Source organism: Alistipes provencensis (genome assembly GCF_900083545.1).
Taxonomy (GTDB): domain Bacteria; phylum Bacteroidota; class Bacteroidia; order Bacteroidales; family Rikenellaceae; genus Alistipes; species Alistipes provencensis.
The window spans coordinates 124,820-145,448 of the sequence record NZ_LT559262.1; the positions used below are offsets into that span (position 1 = coordinate 124,820).

Here is a 20,629-nt window from a genome sequence, read left to right on the forward strand (position 1 = left end):
TTCGAAAAGTTTTCGTATTTTCGCAATCCCTTGAGCGAAAATAAAATTTCGCATTGCGGTCACGGCGGCGTTACCGCTATTTTTAGGTCTCGGGGAAACGTGTTAGAAAAAAATTTATATTCACATACCAATTAAAAAAATCAAAAAACTATGGCAGACGTAAAACGGGTCTATACCTTCGGAAACAAAGAGGCCGAAGGCAACGGCAAAATGCGTGAACTGCTCGGCGGCAAGGGTGCCAACCTTGCGGAGATGAACCTGATCGGCATCCCCGTTCCCCCGGGATTCACCATCACCACGGAAGTGTGTGCGGAGTACTACAAGCACGGCAAGGAGGCCGTCATCAAGGCGCTCCGCCCCGAAGTCGAGAAGGCGATGAAGAACATCGAGAACCTGACCGGCATGAAATTCGGCGACAAGGAGATGCCGCTGCTCGTTTCCGTCCGTTCGGGAGCCCGCGCTTCGATGCCCGGCATGATGGACACCATCCTCAATCTGGGCATGAACGATCAGGCTGTGGAGGCCGTTGCCAAGCGCACGGGCAACCCGCGTTTCGCATGGGACTCGTACCGCCGCTTCGTACAGATGTACGGCGACGTGGTGCTGGGCATGAAACCCGTTTCGAAAGAGGATCACGACCCGTTCGAAGTCATCATCGAGGAGCAGAAGGAGAAGAAGGGCGTCAAGAACGACACCGACCTGACGACCGACGACCTGAAAGAGCTGGTGAAGAACTTCAAGGCCGCCGTGAAGAAGCAGACCGGCGAGGATTTCCCGGCCAATCCGTGGGATCAGCTCTGGGGCGCCGTCTGCGCCGTGTTCGGTTCGTGGATGAACGACCGCGCCATCCTCTACCGCAAGCTCAACAACATCCCCGCCGAATGGGGCACGGCCGTATCGGTGCAGGCCATGGTATTCGGCAACATGGGTTCGAACTCCGCAACGGGCGTAGCCTTCTCGCGCGACGCCGCCACGGGTGAGAACCTCTTCAACGGCGAGTACCTCATCAACGCCCAAGGCGAGGACGTCGTGGCCGGCATCCGCACCCCGCAGCAGATCACGATCGAGGGTTCGAAACGCTGGGCCGTAGCCCAGAAGGTCTCGGAAGAGGACCGCAAGGCGAAATTCCCCTCGCTCGAAGAGGTGATGCCCGAGGTTTACAAGGAGCTGTTCGACATCCAGCACCACCTGGAGCAGTACTTCACCGACATGCAGGACATCGAGTTCACGATTCAGGACGGCAAGCTCTGGATGCTGCAGTGCCGCAACGGCAAGCGCACGGGCGCCGCGATGGTCAAGATCGCCATGGACATGCTGCGCGAGGGGCTGATCGATGAGAAGACCGCCGTGCTGCGCTGCGAGCCCGCGAAGCTCGACGAGTTGCTCCACCCCGTCTTCGACAAGAAGGCCATCTCCAACGCACAGGTCATCACCAAGGGTCTGCCCGCATCGCCGGGCGCCGCAACGGGTCCCGTGGTATTCTTCGCCGAGGACGCCGAGAAGGTGCTCGAGAAGAACGGAACGCGCGCCATTCTGGTGCGCATCGAGACCTCGCCCGAGGACCTCAAGGGTATGCTCGACGCAGCAGGTATCCTGACCGCACGCGGCGGCATGACCTCCCACGCGGCCGTCGTGGCCCGCGGCATGGGCAAATGCTGCGTATCGGGCGCCGGCGAACTGCAGATCGACTACAAGACCCGCACGATTCAGGTCAACGGATTCACGGTCAAGGAGGGCGACTGGATTTCGCTCAACGGCTCGACGGGCGAGGTTTACCTCGGTCAGGTAGCCACCCAAGCCGCCGACCTGAGCGGCGATTTCGGCAAGCTGATGGACCTCGCAGGCAAATACTCCGTCATGAAGGTCCGCGCCAACGCCGACACCCCGAAGGACGCCGCACAGGCATTCGCATTCGGCGCCGAGGGTATCGGCCTCTGCCGCACGGAGCACATGTTTTTCGAGGGCGACCGCATCAAGGCTTTCCGCGAGATGATCCTCGCCGACGACGAGGCCGGACGCCGCGTGGCGCTCGCCAAGCTGCTGCCGATCCAGCGCGGTGACTTCGAAGGGCTGTTCAAGGCCATGAACGGATTCCCCGTGACCGTCCGCCTGCTCGACCCGCCCCTGCACGAGTTCGTGCCCCACGATGAGAAGGGTCAGAAAGAGATGGCCGCCGAGATGGGCGTGCCCCTCGCCAAGATCGTCGCCAAGGTCGAGTCGCTGGCCGAGTTCAACCCCATGCTGGGACACCGCGGCTGCCGTCTGGGCAACACCTACCCCGAGATCACCGAGATGCAGGCCCGCGCCATCATCGAGGCTGCCATGAACGTCAAGGCTTCGGGCATGCCCGTACATGTGGAGATCATGGTGCCGCTGGTGGGCAACCACAAGGAGCTGCGCTACCAGAAGAGCATCATCGACGCTACGGCCGAGCAGGTATTCTCGGAGCGCAACGACAAGATCGACTACATGGTCGGCACGATGATCGAGGTTCCGCGCGCCGCCGTGACGGCCAACCAGATCGCCGAGGTCGCCGAGTTCTTCTCGTTCGGTACGAACGACCTGACGCAGATGACCCTCGGATTCTCGCGCGACGACATCGGCAAGTTCCTGCCCGTCTATCTGGACAAAGGCATCCTGAAGAACGACCCGTTCCAGATTCTCGACCAGAACGGCGTAGGCCAGTTGATCCGCGAAGCCGTATTCAAGGGCCGCGGCAAGCGCCCGACGCTCAAGTGCGGCATCTGCGGCGAGCACGGAGGCGAGCCTTCGTCGGTGGAATTCTGCCACTATGCAGGGTTGAACTATGTGAGCTGCTCGCCCTTCCGCGTGCCCATCGCACGTCTGGCGGCCGCACACGCAGCGCTCAACCAGAAATAGCAACCCCGGTGCCGGAAACGGCCCGGAACAAATTCCGAAAACCCGCAGCACGACGGCTGCGGGTTTTCTTTTCGTCGGCAAAACCCCGCGGTTCGTTGAATATGTTTGGCCGTTATGGGAAAATTTTCTATTTTTGTTTGGCAAACAGTTTGAAAACGTTTATTCAACATAAAAAACGGAAAAATGAAAAAGATTTTATTTACGGTGATCGTCGCGCTGTTCGCAGTATCGGCAGTGTCGGCGCAGGACAGAGGCAATTGGGCGCTGGGCCCCCGCATGAACATCTACACCAACACGGGTGACGCCGTGGTAGGCTTGGGCGCATTCGGCCGCTACAGCTTCTCGGATAACTGGCGGATCGAACCGTCGCTCATGGCACTGCTGCACAGCGGCTGCTCGATCGACATCAGCGTCGATGCCCAGTATGTCTTCCATCTGGGCGAAGGCTGGAGCGTATATCCTGCAGTCGGTCTGACGGCCAACGACATCGGCAAATGGGCCGCAGGTCTGAACATCGGCGGCGGTTTCGACTTCGAGGTAGCCCGCAACTGGGACCTCTCGGCCGGCCTGAAGTGGCAACCCATGTTCGACGACTGGCGCAAGAATCCCGTAGTCATCAGCATCGGCGCAGCCTACAAGTTCTAAACGGCTCCGTCCGGATAAAGCAAACCCGGAAACCTGCGATGGTTTCCGGGTTTGCTTTTTGCCATTTCACAAAACACTCAGCGCTTTTCATTGACACGGATCATCTCGAATATCTTGTACCCGACCGGCGCGTAACTGCGCCACGCCGAACGCTTGACCCGGTAGGCGTAAGGCCGTCCCCCGGCATAGAGCGTCACTTCGGGCACGGCCTCCTCGTCGAAAAATCCGCAAAGCTGCGAACCGTCGGCATCGAAAGTATAGCGGTGTTTCCACCCTTTCTTCTCCGGTTCGAGGTATAGTTTCTCCACAGGGCCCGCCATCACCACCCGTCCCGACTCGAAACGCACCGAATCGACCGGAACGGCCTGCGCCATGCGGCACGAGAAATTGATCGTCGCACGGCCGCCGCGGTGCTCCTTGTAGGTGATGTCGAAGGTCAGGTCGCCCGTCTGCGGGCTCTCGAAGAGCGTCACCGGGAACGTGTGATAAATCACCCCGTCGGTCTCGGCCTTCGAGACGTAGTGGCTGCGAATGTTCTGCGCCGAAGCCGTCAACGCGGCCCCGGCGACACAGCATGCAGCCAGCAACAGGCGTTTAGTCACCGTAAACGATGATCGTATAGATCGTGTAGACCCCGACATAGGACTTGGCCTGATAGTCTACATGATGGATGCGCGTGATGCCTGCCTCGCGGGCTGCGGCCTGAATGCTCGCATCCCCCATGGCGACAATGCCCAGATAACCTTTGGCCTCGGCGGTGCCGACCTTGCTCGACCCGGCGTTGCCCGTCACGGCCAGTCCGTCCTTCACATCGGTGTAGATGCCTCCCACGAGCGGAGACTTGACGCATCCGACGAACATCATGGCCGCGAATGCCAGCGTAAAGATTTTTTTCATAGTCACACTATTTTGTTTTATAGGCACAGCGGTATTTCCCCTTTGCCAGATTCAACAATTTACTCTTGAGCAGTTGGCGGCGCAGCGGGGCGATGCGGTCGGTGAAGACCACGCCCTCGATATGGTCGTACTCGTGCTGGATGACCCACGCCTTGAGCCCCGTGAACTCCTCGTCGTGCTCGACGAAATCGGTGTCCAGATAACGCATGCGGATCGCCAGCGACCGCGCTACGTCGGCATGGATGCCGGGGAAGGAGAGGCACCCCTCGTTGTAGGTCTTCTTTTCCTCGGAATAAGCGTAAATCTCGGGATTGATGAAGGCGCGCTTGTAGTCGGCACACGAAGGGTCTTCTTCGCCCCACGGCGTGCAGTCGACGATGAACAGGCGGATGTTCTTGCCGATCTGGGGAGCGGCCAGACCGACGCCTTCGGCCTCTTCGAGCGTGAGGAACATGTCCTCGGCCAGTTTTTTCACTTCGGGGTAATCGGGCGTTATCTCCTCGCAGCGTTTGCGAAGCACCTCATCCCCGTAAATAACGATCGGGTATATCATAAAAACAATCTATAAACAATTTTAGCAGGCAATCTCATTCTCGCTCGCCGTTGTCGCGGCCTTTGGCCGCGTTTGCAAATCTGCCCCCACCCCAAGCCCCTCCCTCGGGAGGGGCTTGTCGCATCGCGACCAAATTATCGGCAGGAAATACTTTCCATATACGATTGGAGGATAATCGTCGCAGAAATCTTATCCACCAACGCCTTGTCGCGGCGGGCCATCCTGCCGATGCCGCTTTCGAGCATCGTGCGGTGGGCCATCACCGAGGTAAAACGTTCGTCGTGGAAAACCACCTCCTTGTCCGGCCAAGCTTTCCGCAGCCGGCCGGCCAGCGGTTCGATGAACCGCCATGTCTCCGACGGCGTGCCGTCCATCCGCGAGGGCTTCCCCACAACTATCGTACTAACGTTCTCCCGGGCGAAATATTTCGCCAGCCACGCCTCCAGTTCCTTCGTCGGAACCGTCTCCAGTCCTCCGGCGATCAGGCGCAGGGGATCGCTCACGGCAATTCCCGTGCGCTTGGTCCCGTAGTCTATGGCAAGGATGCGGCCCAAATCAGAGGTTCAGCGTCTTGAACAGTTTGCGGTAGGAGCACTCCTCGTCGACGAGCGACGGCAGCGACTCGATCAGCACGCGCTCCTGCTCCATCGTATCGCGGTGGCGGACCGTCACCGTGCCGTCCTCCAGCGTCTGGCCGTCGACCGTCACGCAGAACGGCGTACCGATGGCGTCCTGACGGCGGTAACGCTTGCCGACGGAGTCCTTCTCGTCGTAAACGACGTTGTAATTGTATTTCAGCAGGTCGACGATCTTCTGCGCCACCTCGGGCATGCCGTCCTTCTTGACCAGCGGCAGCACGGCCACCTTGATCGGAGCCAATGCGGGCGGGAATTTCAGCACGACGCGCGAATCGCCGCCCTCCAAAGTCTCCTCGGTGTAGGCCGCCGACATCACCTGCAGGAACATGCGGTCGACGCCGATCGAGGTCTCGACCACATAGGGAACATAGCTTTCGCCCGTCTCGGGGTCGAAATACTGGATCTTCTTGCCGGAGAATTTCTGGTGGCTGCCCAAGTCGAAATCCGTCCGCGAGTGGATGCCCTCGACCTCCTTGAAGCCGAACGGGAAGTTGTATTCGATGTCCGTTGCTGCGTTTGCGTAGTGGGCCAGCTTGTCGTGGTCGTGGAAACGGTAGTTGTCGTCGCCGAAGCCCAGCGCACGGTGCCATGCCATGCGGGTGTTCTTCCACTCGTTCCACCACCCCATTTCGGTCCCGGGGCGCACGAAGAACTGCATCTCCATCTGCTCGAACTCGCGCATGCGGAAGATGAACTGACGGGCCACGATCTCGTTGCGGAAAGCCTTGCCGATCTGCGCGATACCGAACGGAATCTTCATGCGGCCGGTCTTCTGCACGTTCAGGAAGTTGACGAAGATACCCTGCGCCGTCTCGGGACGCAGGTAAATGGTATTCGCGCCCTCGGCCGTAGACCCCATTTGTGTGGAAAACATCAGGTTGAACTGCCGCACCTCGGTCCAGTTGCGCGTGCCCGAGATCGGGCAGGCGATCTCGCAATCGACGATGATCTGGCGCAGCTCCCCGAGGTCGTTGGCGTTCAGCGCATCGGCGAAACGCTTGTGCACCTCGTCGCGCTTGGCCTGCAACTCCACGACACGCGGGGAGGTTTCGCGGTATTTGGCCTCGTCGAAATCGGCGCCGAAGCGCTTGCGGGCCTTCTCGACCTCTTTCGCGATCTTTTCATCCTGCTTGGCCAGCCACTCCTCGACCAGCACGTCGGCGCGGTAGCGTTTCTTCGAATCCTTATTGTCGATCAGCGGGTCGTTGAAGGCCGAGACGTGTCCCGAAGCCTCCCAAGTCTTGGGGTGCATGAAGATCGCGGCGTCGATGCCGACGATGTTCTCGTGCAGTTTGACCATCGAATCCCACCAATAGCGCTTGATGTTGTTCTTCAGTTCCACGCCGTTCTGTCCGTAATCGTATACGGCACCGAGCCCGTCGTATATCTCGCTCGAAGGGAATACGAATCCGTACTCCTTGCAATGGGCGACCAGTTTCTTGAAAAGTTCTTCCTGAGTCATCGCAATCTATTTTACTTTACTGATTTACCGAATTACAAAAGTACAAAATAAATGGAAAATGCCGCTTTCGAACGGGATTTTATTTCTATATTTGTACCGACGGCCTGCGAGGGCCGCCGACATACGACGATAAAAAGCGCATCGGCTTTTTTCTTACTGCGGAAAATTGGACACTTTCACGAATGGTAAGGAATCAGGTTGATGCTCTCGCTGTTTTTCAGCGTGGGCATATTCCATCATTCTACCATTCGGGTCGTCCAATACCCCTGCAGTGAATGTGGAATTTTGCCTGCGCCTTTTGTTTGCCGGGACGGGAACAACCCTTTAAACAAAATAAACGAAATGAAAACAGCAAAATTCTTCATGGCCTTCATGGCCGCCGCGCTGCTCGCGTCATGCAGCGACAAAGACAACGATTATTCGGGCGATTTCGGGCAGATCAAGGTCCCGGACACCCGCCAGTTGGAACAGACCGCCGGGTCCGACGACACGCAGGCGGCTCAGGGCGTGACCTTCACGACCGAAGGGGCATGGACCTCGACAATCGCCCAGACCCGCGCCGAAGCCCCCGACTGGATCTCCGTATCGCCCGACCACGGCGACGCAGCGGGAACCTACACGCTGAAAATCACCCTTGAACCCAACGATTCCGAAGAATCCCGTTCGGCGACGATCGTCATCACATGCGGCACTTCGAAGATCGAGATCAGCGTCACGCAGGAGGGTTCCGAAGACCCGATCACACCATCGCCGGAGCTCAACGTCATTCAGAAGATCGAATGGTATAATCTCGACAATCCGCAAAAACCCGAGATAGAATTTATCGGCGAATTTACCTACACCAGCCGGGGACTTCTCAAACGCTACGAAGAGAAACCGAACGCGGCGTCCCAGCCCGAATTGTGGCACTCCATTTTCTACAACATGCAGGACAAAACGGCCTCGTATGTCTACTACGACCCCAAAGACCAAAATGAAACGCCGCAGGTCGTGACGCTCGACGCCAAAACAGGTTACTGGACCGGCCGCACCTACTCCTACTCCGGAGACGGTTGGAGCGCAAAGCAGGTCACATCCTATACATACGATGCAAACGGTTGTCTGCAAAAGGAAGAAGGCTCGCATCTCTCCACGCCCTCCGGTGAGAAGGATTCCCGATGGACCTTTACATACACTTGGCAGAACGGAAACCTCAATGCCATCAAATACGATTTCCACGACGAGGACCCGGACTACAAGCCATTGAGCATTACATTCAGCTACGACACGGAAGCCAATCCTTTCGCCGACACATCGGTCGATCCCGTGCTGCTAAATACCCACATCGAGTATTTTGACGAGTTAGCCCTCGGATTTCTGGGCCGACACAGCGCCAAGCGCCTCAGGTCAATCACAAGCTGGGACGGCGAAACGACAACCTACACATACATTTACGATGCAAAGGATCGCATTTCACGCATAGACTTGGAAAACAGAAACGGCGAATACGTCAACCGCGAATACGCTATCTTCACCTACGCGGAATAACGGCAGGCTCTGTGCGTAAAACGGCGGACAGCACCGAAACTGTCCGCCGTTTACATATCGTTATCTCCGCCGTCCTACCCGATCAACCCTTCGCGCAGAAACGAGAAATCCCCCTCGCGGGCGATAATCAGGTGATCCAGCAGGCGGATATCGAACAATGCCGCGGCGCGTGCCACACGCTCGGTCAGCGTCCTGTCCTGCCCGCTCGCCTCGGGGGTTCCCGAAGGATGGTTATGAATCAGTATCAACTGGGTGGCAAGCAGTTCCAGCGCCCGTTTGACGATCAGCCGGTGGTCGACCACCGTGCCCGTCACGCCGCCCTGACTCACGCGCTGGCGCTCGATGATGCGGTTCGACGAAGTGAGGTAGACCACCCAGCACTCCTCGTGCGCGAGACGTTCCAACTGCGGTCTGAACAGCCGCACCACGTCGTCGCTCGTCGCCACGAAATCGGCCTCCGCAGCCCGGTCCGCCTCCGCGCGGCGTCCGAATTCCGCAGCCGCCAGCAGCAACCGCGCCCGCTTCAGCCCCAGCCCGCCGACCATACGCAGGCGGGCTTCGGACTCCCCGGCGATACGCGCCGGCGAACCGTCGTAAGCCTCCAGCAACGCCCGGGCCGCCTGAGCGTCCTCGGTGAGCAGGGTCAGCAACTCGGCATTGTCCAGCGCCTCCGCACCGCGTGCGGCCATTTTATCGTGGATGTTTTTCATCGGCTCTCCAGACGGTCGACCTTGTCCAGCAGCGAAGCGCACTGCTCGTCGCTCAGGTACTGCGACACGGAGAACGACGCGCGCTGCTCAGCCTCCTTTTTCGAATCCCCGGCACCGTGCCCCACCTCCATATCGTCGACCAGCACCGTACAGTAGAAGACCGGGTGGTTCGAGGCGTACTCCTTGTCGTGCTCCGTGCGAAACTCGATGCGGTGGCGGTTCTTCTGGCTCCACTCGATCAGACGGCTCTTGAAATCGGTTTCCGACTCGGTAAGCTCCTCCAGATCCAGAAAGCGGAGATAGATATTGTTGATAAGCAGGCGGTTGACGAACTCATAACCCTGATCCAGATAGACCGCGCCCATCATCGCCTCGAAAGCGTCGCCGTAGATATGCTTCTGGGCGATGCCGGCCCCGCCGTTCGAGATCACATGGGCATCCAGCCCCAACTTCACCGCCAGCGCATTGAGCGACTGCCGCGAAACGATCTTCGACCGCAACTGGGTCATGAATCCCTCGTCCTGATCGGGGTATTCGATGAACAGGTAGTCCGAAGTCACGGCCTCGATCACCGCGTCGCCCAGATATTCCAGACGCTCGTTGTTGATCGACCGGCCGTCCTCCAAAACCAAAGAAGCTGACTTGTGAATCAAAGCCAGCTTGTAAAGTTCGATGTTGTGCGGAATGAATCCGAACAGATCATCGACAATTCGGTAATACACCCGGTCACGCCCGTAATTCCGCCGCAGCGGACGCAGTAGAAAATCAATCACGGCACGGGTCGTTAGGGGGTTAGAGCTTGCGGAAAATGACCGTCGAGTTATGACCGCCGAATCCGAACGTGTTGCTCAGCGTGCACTTCACATCGCGTTTCTGTGCCTTGTTGAGCGTGAGGTTCAGCTTCTGGTCGATCTCGGGGTCGAGGTTCTCGCAATTGATCGTGGGGGGCACCACACCGTGCGTCATCGCAAAGATGCAGGCCAGGGCCTCTACGGCTCCGGCGGCACCCAGCAGGTGGCCCGTCATCGATTTGGTCGAGGAGATGTTGACGTTGTAAACGTGGTCGCCCAGAACGCCTGCGACGGCCTTCAGCTCGGGAATGTCGCCCGCGGGGGTCGAGGTTCCGTGTACGTTCACATAGTCGATATCCTCGGGTTTGATGCCGGCGTCCTTGATGGCGTCGCGCATCGCCTTCATAGCGCCCTTGCCCTCGGGGTGGGGAGCCGTGAAGTGGTAGGCGTCGGCCGAAGCGCCTCCGCCGACAACCTCGCAGTAGATCTTCGCGCCGCGTGCCTTGGCGTGCTCATACTCCTCGAGGATCAGTGCCCCGGCGCCCTCGCCGATCACGAAGCCGTCGCGGTCCTTGTCGAAGGGGCGCGAAGCATGCGCGGGATCGTCGTTGCGCGTCGAGAGCGCCTGCATGGAGTTGAAACCGCCGACAGCGGGCTCGTTGACCGCAGCCTCCGAACCGCCCGTGACCATGATGTCGGCCTTGCCGTAACGGATGGCGTCGAAAGCGGCCGTGATGCCGTGGTTCGACGAAGCGCAGGCCGACACGGTGCAGTAGTTCGGTCCCATGAAGCCGTACTTCATGGAGATGAAACCGGCTGCGATGTCGGAGATCATGCGAGGAATAAAGAATGGGCTAAACCGAGGGGTTCCGTCCCCTGCGGCCCAGCCCAGACATTCATCGAAGAAAGATTTGATTCCTCCGATGCCCGAGCTCCAGATAACACCCACCTGCTCCTTGTCGACCTTCTCGAGATCGAGGGCCGAATCCTCCACGGCCTGCGTGGCCGCGATCAGGGCATACTGGGTGAACAGGTCGTATTTGCGAACCTCCTTGCGGTCGAAATACTGGCCCGGGTCGTAATTCTTTACTTCACAAGCGAATTGGGTCTTAAATTTTTCGGCATTGAAATGAGTAATCGGTGCGGCACCGCTGACTCCCTTCTCCAGATTCGAAAAATACTCCTCTATATTATTACCGAGCGGGTTGATCGTACCGATGCCCGTAACAACTACTCTTCTTCCTGTCATAAATTTAAGGCTTTGTTGGCCGTGAACTGATTTCTAAAAGAAAAAATTATTTCTTGTGCTCCTCGATGTAGCTGACAGCGTCACCTACGGTAGCGATCTTCTCAGCGTCCTCATCCGGGATCTGGATATCGAAAGCCTTCTCGAACTCCATGATCAGCTCTACAGTGTCGAGCGAGTCTGCGCCCAGGTGGTTGGTGAAGCTTGCTTCGGGTACTACCTCCGACTCCTTGACACCCAGCTTGTCGACGATGATCTCGACAACTTTTGATTGAACTTCTGACATAATTTTAATTTTTTAGTTAAACAATTATTTGGAAATAGTTCTTGTGCATTTCCAGAGCAATTTTGCGCAAAAGTAACACTTTTTTTATTACTTTTGACAAAACGGCGTGATTTTTTATTCACAACTTTTTCGACATTTAGCACAAAATTTTAATTAATACATTCAAAACCATAGCCTTATGAAATTGCTTCTGATCTCGAATTCTACCAATGCCGGCGAGGAATACCTGCGATATCCCCTGCCCGAGATAGGCCGGTTCCTCGACGGGGTGCGCGAAGTGGTCTTCGTGCCCTACGCCGCGGTCACCTTTTCCTATGCCGAATACGAGAAGAAGGTACAGGCGCGTTTCGCCGAACTCGGCATCCGCGTGCGCTCGGTGCACCGGGCCAAAGACCCTGCGGCGCTGATCCGCACGGCCGAGGCTGTCTGCGTCGGCGGCGGCAACACCTTCGCGCTGGCCAAAAAGATGCAGCAGCAGGGGCTGATGAAGGCTATACTCCGCAAAATCAAGGCCGGAACTCCCTATGTCGGCTGGTCCGCCGGCAGCAACGTCTGCTGCCCGACGATCTGCACCACAAACGACATGCCCATCGTCGAACCCGAATCGTTCGGCGCCATCGGAGCGGTGAAGTTCCAGATCAACCCCCACTACCTCGACGCCAATCCCGAGGGACACGCGGGCGAGACGCGCGAACAGCGCATCCTCGAGTACATCGAGGCCAATCCGCGCCGCTGGGTGGCCGGACTGCGCGAAGGGTGTATGCTGCGGCTGGAGGACGGGAAGCTGGAGCTGATCGGCAAACGCCCGATGCGGATGTTCCGCAAAGGCACGGAGACCTTCGAGGTGGAACCGGGCGGCGACCTCTCTTTTTTATTATAAATAGGTATATCGGTTATGAAAGTACTGATTGCGGGCATGGGTCTCATCGGAGGTTCGTTCGCCCTAGCCCTGCGCGACCACGAACTCGCGGAGGAGATACTCGGCGTTGAAAACACCGAAGAACATGCGGCCGAAGCCCTGCAACTGGGGCTGGCGGACCGCATGGTCGGTTTCGAGGAGGGCATCGCCGAGGCGGACCTCGTGGTGCTGGCCACCCCCGTCGACACCATCCCGCTGATGGCCGTCAAGGCCCTCAACCGCGTGAACGACCGGCAGGTGGTGATGGACATGGGTTCGATCAAGGGCGAGTTGTGCGAGGTGATCTCGATGCACGCGCACCGCGGACGCTTCGTCGCCGCACACCCGATGTGGGGTACGGAATACAGCGGTCCGAAGGCCGCCCAGCGGGGCGCCTTCACGGGACGCAGCGTCGTGCTGTGTGACACCGTCCGCAGCGACAAGGACGCGCTGGGGGCTGTGGAACGGATTTTCCGCACGCTGGGCTGCCCGGCGGTCTACATGGACCCCGAGGAGCACGACCTGCACGCGGCCTACGTTTCGCACATCTCCCACGTCACGTCGTTCGCGCTGGCCCTCACGGTACTCGAAAAGGAGCGCGAGGAGCGCCACATCTTCGACTTGGCGGGCGGCGGTTTCGAAAGCACGGTGCGTCTGGCCAAGAGCTCCGCGGCGACGTGGGTGCCGATCCTGCTGCAAAACAAATACAACGTGCTGGATGTCCTGCGCGAACACATCCACCAGTTGCAGATCATGCGCCGGATGCTCGAACGCGACGACGCCGAGGGGCTGAAAAACGCCATGGAGCGCGCCAACACCATTCAACGCATCATCCGCTGATGACCGCCGCGGCCGAGACGGGACAGGCCGGCGAGCGGGCCGCGACCGAATACCTCCGCCGCGCGGGGTACGACATCTGCGCCCGCAACTGGCGGCAGGGCCGCGACGAGCTGGACATCGTGGCCCTGAAAGAGGGCGTCCTGCACTTCGTGGAGGTCAAGACCCGCCGGGCGGGATCGCTCACGCCACCCGAGGCTGCCGCTACGCAACGGAAATTCCGGGCCCTGAGCCGCGCCGCCGCCTGCTACCTGCGCACGACGGGTTGGGAGGGCGAAGTACAGTTCGATCTGGCCTCGGCCGAGGCATTTCCCGACGGGACAATCCGCGTCGAGCTGATCGAAAATGCGCTGGAATACAACTGGTAATTTTGCAGTTCCGACAAATTATGCTATCTTTGCCGGACTGAAAAAAGAACTTCCTGATGCCGGGCCGCAAGCGGACTGCGCAGGGAGCAAGAAACTTGAAAACCTCAACACCGTAAATACCGATGTGGTTCTATAATTTCGGTCTGCTTCTCTATGTATGGGCCATACGCCTCGTAGCGCCGCGTCATCAGAAGGCCCGGCTCTGGATCGAAGGCCGTAAAGACCTTTTCCGGCGCATGCGGGAAGCCATCGACCCCTCCGCCCGGATCGTCTGGGTGCACGTTGCGTCACTCGGAGAGTTCGAACAGGGGCGTCCCATCATCGAACGGATTCGCAAGGACTATCCCGAATACAAAATCCTCGTCACCTTCTTCTCGCCCTCGGGCTATGAGATCCGCAAGGACTACAAAGGCGCTGACTACATCTTCTACCTGCCCCTCGACACGCCGCGCAACGCCCGCCGGTTCCTCGACGCCGCCCGCCCCGAAATCGCAATCTTCGTCAAATACGAATACTGGCTCAACCTGCTGCGCGAACTGCGCCGCCGCAAGGTCCGCACCTATGTCGTGTCGGCCATCTTCCGGCGCAATTCGGTCTTTTTCCGCCCCTACGGCGGCATGTGGCGGCAGGCGCTGGAGTCGTTCGATGTGATGTTCGTGCAGAACGAGGAGTCGAAGAAACTGCTGGCGACGCTCGGTTTCGACAACGTGCTGGTGGCCGGGGACACGCGCTTCGACCGCGTCGCCGAGATCGCCCGCGCGGCCAAGCACATCGACATCATCGACCGCTTCAAGGCCGACGACCGGCTGTTCGTCGCGGGATCCACTTGGGAGCCCGACGAAGAGCTGCTGATCCGGCTTATCAACGACAATCCCTGCGTGAAATTCGTCGTCGCACCCCACGAGATGGACGAGAGCCGCATCGCACGCCTGATGTCCGAGGTCAAAGGCGGCGCCCTGCGCTACACGCAGTGCAATCCCCGCACGGCTTACGGTTCGCGGCAGGTGCTGATCCTCGACACGGTGGGTATCCTCGCTTCGGTCTACGGCTACGCCACATGGAGCTACATCGGCGGCGGATTCGGCGTCGGCATCCACAACACGCTCGAGGCCGCGACATTCGGCCTTCCGGTGGCCTTCGGCCCCAACTACCGGAAATTCAAGGAGGCCCGCGACCTCGTGACGCTCGGCGCAGCCCGCTCGGTCGCCGACTACGAACAACTGCGGGCGTGGTTCGTCCCCCTGCGCGACAACGAGGAGTTTCTCCAGAAAACCAGCCGCATCGCCAAGGACTACACCACGCGCCATCAGGGTGCGACGGACATCATCGTCAAGACGATCTTCCACTGAACCGGCAATCTCCCATAAAAAACGTGCAGCCCCTTGCGAGGCTGCATGTTTCTTTTTCAGCGATCCGGGAGGATCATTCGTAAAGCGACTCGCAGTACTTTTTCAGCTCCGCCCACGGGTAGTAGGGACCGCCGGGGATCGGCAGCCGGGCATCGCGTTCGCAGAACAGCACCCGCACCCGCACATCGTCCGTCGCGGGATTGCGGAAGAAAATGAACTGAATATTGGTGGCCATCGGCGAAACCTTCTCGACGCTCCACGCCGAAGCGACGTCGTCGACCGACTCCACACGGGCCGAAGCTCCGTCGATGCCCAGCAGGGCCACGAGGGGAATGACATAGACATCGTGCCCGAAGCGCAGCGAGGCGGAGAGGTCCGACTCGCCCCGGACAACCTCATCGGCCGTCTCGACGATGTTACGCAGCAGCGGCTTGGCATCGGCGACAATCGGGTCGCCGAAACGCTTCGAGGGCCCCATCTGCAGGTAGCGGCGGACGTTCTCGCACTCCCAGAGCGTGTAGAGTTCCTCGTCGGTGAAGATGTCGTAGAACGGCTCGATGCCCAGATGGCTGACATCCTGCACGATGGCAGTCATCATGTGCAACTGGCGCATCAGTTCCAGCGGGTCTTCGACGATCCCGGGATCGGTAAACAGCGACCGCATGAGGCGGTCGGGATTCAGGCGGGCACGGAAGAGGCTGTCGCCCACGGCCCCGGCCTGCTTGTAGGTGACATTCATCGAGGGCCCGTGGGCCATGTAGTCGATGTAACGCTCGCTCGCATCACGGGTGGTCGAGATCGCCGGATTGAGCTCCTTGAGCCGTTCGTTGAAAGCCGCCATGCTCAGGATGCAGCGCGGCACGAGCGTCGAACGGCTCTCGACGCGGCACACGCGGCCGCCGTCGGTCGAGAAGACCCCGGGATAAGCCGCATACATGCGCTCGGCAATGCCCCGGTGCTCGGCGGCCCCGCGGGGCGACAGGTCCCCGTAACGCAGGCGGGCATCTTCGGCCAGCGCCTCGGCCTTCGCCAGCACCTCCTGCCCTTTCGGGGTCAGCTTGCCGGCCTCGGCGGCCCGGCGCAGCACGGCCAAAGGCTGTTCGTAAGTCTTCTTCGAGGCGTGGTAACGACTGCCGTGACGGCCGTAATGGCTGATGTAAAAGGGTTCGTAACCCGCAGGAACGGGGGCGTCAGGTCCCGGCAGGTATTCGTAGGAGTGGTAAATCCCCGCCGAACGCTCGGGGAGCGCGGCGATCTCGGCCGGGGTGGTTTGCGCCGCGGCGCAGGCTCCGGACAGCAGCAACAGCGCCAGCAGCCGGGTTTTCAGGGTAAGGTATCTCATAGTCAGCACTTGTTGGTCATTATCCGGAGTACGAGCCTGTCGGTCTCGTCCATGCCGTCGCGGCCGATGGCCGTCAGGTTGCGGATACAGCAATCCACATCCTCCTCGATGATCCCCTCGACGGAACTGACACAACGGCCGTCCATGGCCATCATCGCCGAGAGCACGGCCGTCGAGACGCCGCTCGTGAGCTTCATCGCGCAACTGGGCTTGGCGCCGTCGCAGATCATGCCCGTCAGGTTGGCGATCATGTTCTTCACCGCCGCGGCCGCCTGATCGTAACCGCCGCCCATCAGGTAGGTGATACCGCAGCTCGAACCCGTCGCGGCCACCACGCACCCGCACAGGGCCGACAGCCGCCCGAGGCTCTGCTTGATGTAGATCACCGTCAGGTGGCTCAGCGCCAGCGCCCGGATCGTCTGCTCCTCCGTGGCCTGCATTTCGTCGGCATAAACCGCCACGGGAAGCGTCGCGGCGATGCCCTGATTGCCGCTTCCCGAGTTGCTCATCACGGGAATCATCGCCCCCGCCATGCGGGCATCGCAGGCCGCCGAAGTATAGGACAGAATCCGTGTGAAGATGCTGTCGCCCATCACCTTCCGTTCGCGGTCACAACGCAGCGTGCGACCCACGCAGTGACCGTACTCCCCCGCGAACGACCGCTCGGCGGCGGCCATGTTCAGACGGCGGGTCTCGAGGATGAAGCGCAGTTCGTCCACGGGCGACTCCGTGGCAAACTCCCACACCCGGCCGAGGGTCAGGGGCACCTCCCCCTCCTCTTCGTCACACTCCGCCGGGGTCCGCTTGTCCAACAGCGTCTCGCCGTCGCGGTTCACGAAGACGAAATCCGTATGCCCGCCGGCAATGACCGCCACGGCCCGATGTCCGGCCGCTTCGACCTCCGCCTCGATGTAGAGTTTCTCGCAGATGCCCTCTTTCAGTCCGATCGAGATACACCGCCGGTCGATCATCTCCCGGCCGCGTTCCACGGCCTCCGGGGTCACGTCGCGCAGCACCTCCAACTGATACTCCGAACGGCCGACCAGCGCCCCGAGGGCCACGGCGATCGGCAGTCCGATCATCCCCGTCCCGGGAATCCCGACGCCCATGGCGTTCTTGAGGATGTTGGCGCTCAGGCGCACCGTGATCTTTTCGGGTTCCGCGCCCAGCGTCTCCGCGGCGCGCGCCGTGCACAGCGCCACGGCGATCGGTTCGGTGCACCCGATGGCGGGCACCACTTCGCGGTTGATGAGGTCGATGATTCTGCGACGTTCGGATGAAGATAGCATGGCGGTTGTTCTTAGGATAGGACAAAGATACGAAAAAGTCGAACGAGGACAAAACTAAATTGCGGGCAGTACGGCAAAACATTCCGACTGATAAAAGGGTCGTTACGACCCCAAAGATAGTGCAAACCGAGGGCAGAGGCAAATTTATTTGACTTTGCCGAGGTGCCGCCTATCTAAGCGGAGGTGTATCCTCCGCAAAGATCGCAATTTTTTACTATTTTTGCCGACAGCCAACAAGCCAAAGCCATGGAAAATCTGAAAACCCGCAAGTGGAAAGTCCTCACGAGCGAATACCTCGCCCGCAAGCCGTGGTTCACGGTTCGCCACGAGAGCCTCGAACTGCCCGACGGACGCCGCATCCCCGACTATTACGTCCTCGAATACCCCGACTGGATCAACGTCATCGCCATCACGCGCGACGGGCGTTTCGTCTTCGTCGACCAATACCGCCACGGGCTCGGGGAGACCTGCTACGAGACGCCCGCCGGGGTGTCGGAACCCTCCGACGGGTCGATGCTCGCCGCGGCACAGCGCGAATTGGCCGAGGAGACGGGCTACGGCGGCGGCGAATGGCGGCTGCTCATGACCGTGTCGGCCAACCCCGCCACGCACAACAACCTCACCCACTGCTTCCTCGCCACGGGGGTCGAGAAGATCGGCGAACAGCACCTCGACCCGACGGAGGACCTGCGCGTGCATCTTCTGACACGCGCAGAGGTGCTGGAACTGCTCCGCACCGACCGTATCCGGCAGTCCCTGATGGCCGCGCCGCTGTGGCGTTATTTCTGTGAAAACGGGGAATAGAAGCCCTTACCAGCTCCGGATCTGGGCGTCGAGCCACGCCAGACGCATCCGGTAGCTGGCTATCAGGCGGTCGACGGCCTCGTCGAACGAGAGCAGTTCGTCGCCGTTGGGCATCACGACCTCCTCGTGGGGCAGGTTGATCTCGGGCCAGAGGTCGAAATTGCGCCGCGCCGAATCCGAAATGTAGTCGCGCTGCGCAGCGATGTAGTCGGGAACGGTCACGAGGAAGGGATAGAGCGCCTCCCAGCGTTCGCGCGCCTGCCGGCGGATCGCCCGGCTCTGGAACATCCGCGCATACCACATGCTCGTCTCCCGGACCATCCACCGCTCGGCGTCGGCCAGCGTCAGCGTGCCGTAGTCGAAATCCCAGACGGGCCCCGCCGTGAGCTTGCCCAGACGGGGTTTGTGGACGTAGAAACTCTTGGGATGCTTGATTTCCTGATTGCCCATCAGTTCGTTGACGATCCAGTAGTCCATGAACGACGTGATGTCGAACATCGCCGACGGATCGCGGTAATCCTTGTCGAACAGCAGGTTGTCGGCCTCGTTGAAATAGGTCCGGATATACTGGAACTGCCGGTCGGTGATCGACTCGTCGGGCGACTTGATATTGACCGGCATGTCGGAGTAAACAGAGCGGAACTTGTTCATCTCGTCATAATAGGAATCCATCTCCAGCAGATAACCGCCCGTCAGGGCATCGCCCTCGTTGTCGAGGGTGGTCAGCTCGTCGATATTGAGACGGTTCTCGTCGATCTTGATCTGCTCGACGATGAGGTAGTTGCCCAGATATTCGAAATCGGCATTGACAGACTCCCGGTAGTAGACCTCCGCGAAACAGGTGCGCGGGGTCCATTGCAGCGAGGTCCGCGAAGCGATGTAGTGCGCCACGCGGTTGCGCAGCAGCGTCCGGTCCATGTAGTTGGCGATCAGGCACCAGCGTTTGTGTCTGGGCATACCCAGAATCGCGGTTTTCTTCGCGAGTTTCAGCGCATAGGGTTTCTTTTCCCATCCCCATGTCGAATTGCCGCGGCCCTTGACCTCGGTCGACATCTCCGGCAGGTCGTCGAAACCGCCGTTGCCCTCGATGCGGATCAGCCCGGCTATCCAGTTGTAGGTGTCCACGACGGGCTCCGTCGCCGTCACATACACCACGGGCAGTTCGGTGTTCACCGCCGCGGCGCTCCGGAGCGTGAAAGGCTCGGAGAGCATCCGCTGCCCGCTGACATCGACCGAGAGGCACACCTGCTCGTCGAAAGCCCCGAAGGTATCCGGAGCGGTGATATAGACCGAGAAAACACCGTTTACAGGGCCTCCCCAGCCCGCCACCGTACACCCCGAGACGATACCCCCGCCCGCTTCAGCGACCAGCTCCGCCCGCACAAGGCTCCAATGGGAATTCCACGACGAGAAGGTGAAACGCAGGCATCCCGTCTCGCTGCGCTCCAGTTCGAGCGTCTGCTCCTGAAGCGTAATCCCGAGCGGCTTGCCCGGCCCCTCGTCCTTGGAGCAGGCGGCTGTCAGACAACCCGCCAATACGACCGCGAGACCTTTCAGCAGCGCCCCGAACCGCCTGTCGAGAAAACTATTCTTCTTCATCGGTATAATAATTCTTTTCCGTCTCCCGGCCGTCCACCATGCGCTGCACGAGGCCGTTCTTGAGCCCGAACTCGCGGTAAAGCTCCTCGTAATCGCGCGTATAGCCGGCGTCGGGGACGACGTTGACATCGAATTTCAATTTCACCACCCCGGCGGGCAGGATGTTGCCGTAGACCCAGATGGTATGCTCCACCGCCCCGACGTTCTTGTTGCTGTCGTATTTCAGGCGGATGAACTGGCTTCGCTCGGGCGGCACGATGATGTGCGACTTGCGGTCGGCGACGAGACACCCGCACGAGGTCTGTATTTCGGTGATGACCAACGGGTTGTCGCCCGCATTCTTCACCTCGAACATCAGTTCGAGCGTCTGTCCCTGCAAGATCGGGAAATAGTGGCGTACGGGGTCCGTGACCTCGACGCTCGTCGGGGCCACCCGCTTGCTGCATGAAACGGCCGAAACCGTCAGGGCCAGCAACGCAACGCATATGAATCCGCTTTTCCGCATGGT

Annotated in this window: 21 protein-coding genes; 8 read left to right on the forward strand and 13 right to left on the reverse strand. The window is 59.8% G+C overall.

Annotation, left to right across the window (positions count from 1 at the left end; all coding sequences use genetic code 11):
- Positions 1-150 precede the first annotated feature (150 nt).
- Positions 151-2,880, forward strand: coding sequence for a pyruvate, phosphate dikinase (gene ppdK, locus BN5935_RS00640; protein ID WP_064974378.1), 2,730 nt, complete (start codon positions 151-153; stop codon positions 2,878-2,880).
- 183 nt (positions 2,881-3,063) lie between these two features.
- Positions 3,064-3,525 carry an outer membrane beta-barrel protein gene (locus BN5935_RS00645; RefSeq protein WP_064974379.1) on the forward strand — a complete coding sequence of 154 codons (462 nt, stop codon included), beginning with the start codon at positions 3,064-3,066 and terminating at the stop codon, positions 3,523-3,525.
- A gap of 77 nt (positions 3,526-3,602) precedes the next feature.
- Here the strand turns inward: BN5935_RS00645 and BN5935_RS00650 are convergent, their stop codons facing one another.
- The 5 genes from BN5935_RS00650 to BN5935_RS00670 form a co-directional block, all read right to left on the reverse strand.
- Positions 3,603-4,127 carry a hypothetical protein gene (locus BN5935_RS00650; protein WP_235820962.1) on the reverse strand — a complete coding sequence of 175 codons (525 nt, stop codon included), beginning with the start codon at positions 4,125-4,127 and terminating at the stop codon, positions 3,603-3,605.
- A complete protein-coding gene (locus tag BN5935_RS00655) occupies positions 4,120-4,422 on the reverse strand; it encodes a TRL-like family protein (RefSeq protein ID WP_064974380.1) in 303 nt (100 codons plus the stop codon). The genes BN5935_RS00650 and BN5935_RS00655 overlap by 8 nt, the downstream gene beginning before the upstream one ends.
- 7 nt (positions 4,423-4,429) lie before the next feature.
- Positions 4,430-4,975 (reverse strand): peptide deformylase, encoded by a 546-nt coding sequence (gene def, locus BN5935_RS00660; RefSeq protein WP_064974381.1) that lies wholly within the window; start codon positions 4,973-4,975, stop codon positions 4,430-4,432.
- A gap of 134 nt (positions 4,976-5,109) precedes the next feature.
- A complete protein-coding gene (gene ruvX / locus BN5935_RS00665) occupies positions 5,110-5,529 on the reverse strand; it encodes a Holliday junction resolvase RuvX (RefSeq protein WP_064974382.1) in 420 nt (139 codons plus the stop codon).
- A gap of 1 nt (position 5,530) precedes the next feature.
- Positions 5,531-7,075, reverse strand: coding sequence for a glycine--tRNA ligase (locus BN5935_RS00670; protein ID WP_064974383.1), 1,545 nt, complete (start codon positions 7,073-7,075; stop codon positions 5,531-5,533).
- A 342-nt stretch (positions 7,076-7,417) separates the two neighbouring features.
- Between BN5935_RS00670 and BN5935_RS15445 the strand changes: the two genes are divergently transcribed.
- Complete coding sequence (locus BN5935_RS15445; protein ID WP_235820963.1) at positions 7,418-8,602, forward strand: BACON domain-containing protein; 1,185 nt, start codon at positions 7,418-7,420, stop codon at positions 8,600-8,602.
- 74 nt (positions 8,603-8,676) lie between these two features.
- Here the strand turns inward: BN5935_RS15445 and BN5935_RS00680 are convergent, their stop codons facing one another.
- Genes BN5935_RS00680 through BN5935_RS00695 form a run of 4 tightly spaced genes read right to left on the reverse strand, consistent with a single transcriptional unit; the run spans position 8,677 to position 11,635 of the window.
- Complete coding sequence (locus BN5935_RS00680) at positions 8,677-9,312, reverse strand: JAB domain-containing protein (RefSeq protein WP_235820964.1); 636 nt, start codon at positions 9,310-9,312, stop codon at positions 8,677-8,679.
- On the reverse strand, positions 9,309-10,085 hold the full coding sequence (gene rnc / locus BN5935_RS00685) for a ribonuclease III (protein WP_394330944.1): 777 nt from the start codon (positions 10,083-10,085) through the stop codon (positions 9,309-9,311). Before rnc ends, BN5935_RS00680 begins: the two co-directional genes overlap by 4 nt.
- A gap of 19 nt (positions 10,086-10,104) precedes the next feature.
- On the reverse strand, positions 10,105-11,352 hold the full coding sequence (gene fabF, locus BN5935_RS00690) for a beta-ketoacyl-ACP synthase II (protein WP_064974385.1): 1,248 nt from the start codon (positions 11,350-11,352) through the stop codon (positions 10,105-10,107).
- 46 nt (positions 11,353-11,398) lie between these two features.
- Positions 11,399-11,635 (reverse strand): acyl carrier protein, encoded by a 237-nt coding sequence (locus BN5935_RS00695; RefSeq protein ID WP_010265895.1) that lies wholly within the window; start codon positions 11,633-11,635, stop codon positions 11,399-11,401.
- 178 nt (positions 11,636-11,813) lie between these two features.
- Between BN5935_RS00695 and pepE the strand changes: the two genes are divergently transcribed.
- From pepE to BN5935_RS00715, 4 genes are all read left to right on the forward strand, one after another.
- Positions 11,814-12,515, forward strand: coding sequence for a dipeptidase PepE (pepE, locus tag BN5935_RS00700; protein WP_064974386.1), 702 nt, complete (start codon positions 11,814-11,816; stop codon positions 12,513-12,515).
- A 15-nt stretch (positions 12,516-12,530) separates the two neighbouring features.
- On the forward strand, positions 12,531-13,373 hold the full coding sequence (locus BN5935_RS00705; protein WP_064974387.1) for a prephenate dehydrogenase: 843 nt from the start codon (positions 12,531-12,533) through the stop codon (positions 13,371-13,373).
- Positions 13,373-13,738 (forward strand): YraN family protein, encoded by a 366-nt coding sequence (locus BN5935_RS00710; RefSeq protein ID WP_064974388.1) that lies wholly within the window; start codon positions 13,373-13,375, stop codon positions 13,736-13,738. The genes BN5935_RS00705 and BN5935_RS00710 overlap by 1 nt, the downstream gene beginning before the upstream one ends.
- A 122-nt stretch (positions 13,739-13,860) precedes the next feature.
- A complete protein-coding gene (locus BN5935_RS00715) occupies positions 13,861-15,087 on the forward strand; it encodes a 3-deoxy-D-manno-octulosonic acid transferase (RefSeq protein ID WP_064974389.1) in 1,227 nt (408 codons plus the stop codon).
- Between the two features lie 73 nt (positions 15,088-15,160).
- Here BN5935_RS00715 and BN5935_RS00720 read toward each other — a convergent pair whose 3' ends face one another.
- Both BN5935_RS00720 and BN5935_RS00725 read right to left on the reverse strand, forming a co-directional pair.
- Positions 15,161-16,438, reverse strand: coding sequence for a histidine-type phosphatase (locus BN5935_RS00720; protein ID WP_082943972.1), 1,278 nt, complete (start codon positions 16,436-16,438; stop codon positions 15,161-15,163).
- Positions 16,432-17,718, reverse strand: a complete 1,287-nt coding sequence (locus BN5935_RS00725; RefSeq protein WP_064974391.1) for an L-cysteine desulfidase family protein — start codon at positions 17,716-17,718, stop codon at positions 16,432-16,434. The genes BN5935_RS00720 and BN5935_RS00725 overlap by 7 nt, the downstream gene beginning before the upstream one ends.
- Before the next feature lie 246 nt (positions 17,719-17,964).
- Between BN5935_RS00725 and BN5935_RS00730 the strand changes: the two genes are divergently transcribed.
- Entirely contained in the window at positions 17,965-18,522 is a 558-nt protein-coding gene (locus BN5935_RS00730; protein ID WP_064974392.1) for an NUDIX hydrolase, read from the forward strand.
- A 6-nt stretch (positions 18,523-18,528) separates the two neighbouring features.
- Here the strand turns inward: BN5935_RS00730 and BN5935_RS00735 are convergent, their stop codons facing one another.
- Positions 18,529-20,121: a CotH kinase family protein gene (locus BN5935_RS00735; protein WP_064974393.1), complete on the reverse strand. Its 1,593-nt coding sequence runs from the start codon at positions 20,119-20,121 to the stop codon at positions 18,529-18,531.
- Positions 20,108-20,626 (reverse strand): DUF1573 domain-containing protein, encoded by a 519-nt coding sequence (locus BN5935_RS00740; RefSeq protein WP_064974394.1) that lies wholly within the window; start codon positions 20,624-20,626, stop codon positions 20,108-20,110. Before BN5935_RS00740 ends, BN5935_RS00735 begins: the two co-directional genes overlap by 14 nt.
- Positions 20,627-20,629: the final 3 nt, after the last annotated feature.

Bases quoted from the DNA above. Each gene is read 5' to 3' on its own strand.
- fabF (WP_064974385.1), bottom strand. From the start codon at position 11,352: ATGACAGGAAGAAGAGTAGTTGTTACGGGCATCGGTACGATCAACCCG.
- BN5935_RS00680 (WP_235820964.1), bottom strand. From the start codon at position 9,312: ATGAAAAACATCCACGATAAAATGGCCGCACGCGGTGCGGAGGCGCTG.
- BN5935_RS00695 (WP_010265895.1), bottom strand. From the start codon at position 11,635: ATGTCAGAAGTTCAATCAAAAGTTGTCGAGATCATCGTCGACAAGCTG.
- BN5935_RS00710 (WP_064974388.1), top strand. From the start codon at position 13,373: ATGACCGCCGCGGCCGAGACGGGACAGGCCGGCGAGCGGGCCGCGACC.
- BN5935_RS00645 (WP_064974379.1), top strand. From the start codon at position 3,064: ATGAAAAAGATTTTATTTACGGTGATCGTCGCGCTGTTCGCAGTATCG.
- ppdK (WP_064974378.1), top strand. From the start codon at position 151: ATGGCAGACGTAAAACGGGTCTATACCTTCGGAAACAAAGAGGCCGAA.
- BN5935_RS00715 (WP_064974389.1), top strand. From the start codon at position 13,861: ATGTGGTTCTATAATTTCGGTCTGCTTCTCTATGTATGGGCCATACGC.
- BN5935_RS00730 (WP_064974392.1), top strand. From the start codon at position 17,965: ATGGAAAATCTGAAAACCCGCAAGTGGAAAGTCCTCACGAGCGAATAC.
- BN5935_RS00735 (WP_064974393.1), bottom strand. From the start codon at position 20,121: ATGAAGAAGAATAGTTTTCTCGACAGGCGGTTCGGGGCGCTGCTGAAA.
- BN5935_RS15445 (WP_235820963.1), top strand. From the start codon at position 7,418: ATGAAAACAGCAAAATTCTTCATGGCCTTCATGGCCGCCGCGCTGCTC.
- BN5935_RS00705 (WP_064974387.1), top strand. From the start codon at position 12,531: ATGAAAGTACTGATTGCGGGCATGGGTCTCATCGGAGGTTCGTTCGCC.
- BN5935_RS00725 (WP_064974391.1), bottom strand. From the start codon at position 17,718: ATGCTATCTTCATCCGAACGTCGCAGAATCATCGACCTCATCAACCGC.
- def (WP_064974381.1), bottom strand. From the start codon at position 4,975: ATGATATACCCGATCGTTATTTACGGGGATGAGGTGCTTCGCAAACGC.
- BN5935_RS00670 (WP_064974383.1), bottom strand. From the start codon at position 7,075: ATGACTCAGGAAGAACTTTTCAAGAAACTGGTCGCCCATTGCAAGGAG.
- BN5935_RS00655 (WP_064974380.1), bottom strand. From the start codon at position 4,422: ATGAAAAAAATCTTTACGCTGGCATTCGCGGCCATGATGTTCGTCGGA.
- pepE (WP_064974386.1), top strand. From the start codon at position 11,814: ATGAAATTGCTTCTGATCTCGAATTCTACCAATGCCGGCGAGGAATAC.
- BN5935_RS00740 (WP_064974394.1), bottom strand. From the start codon at position 20,626: ATGCGGAAAAGCGGATTCATATGCGTTGCGTTGCTGGCCCTGACGGTT.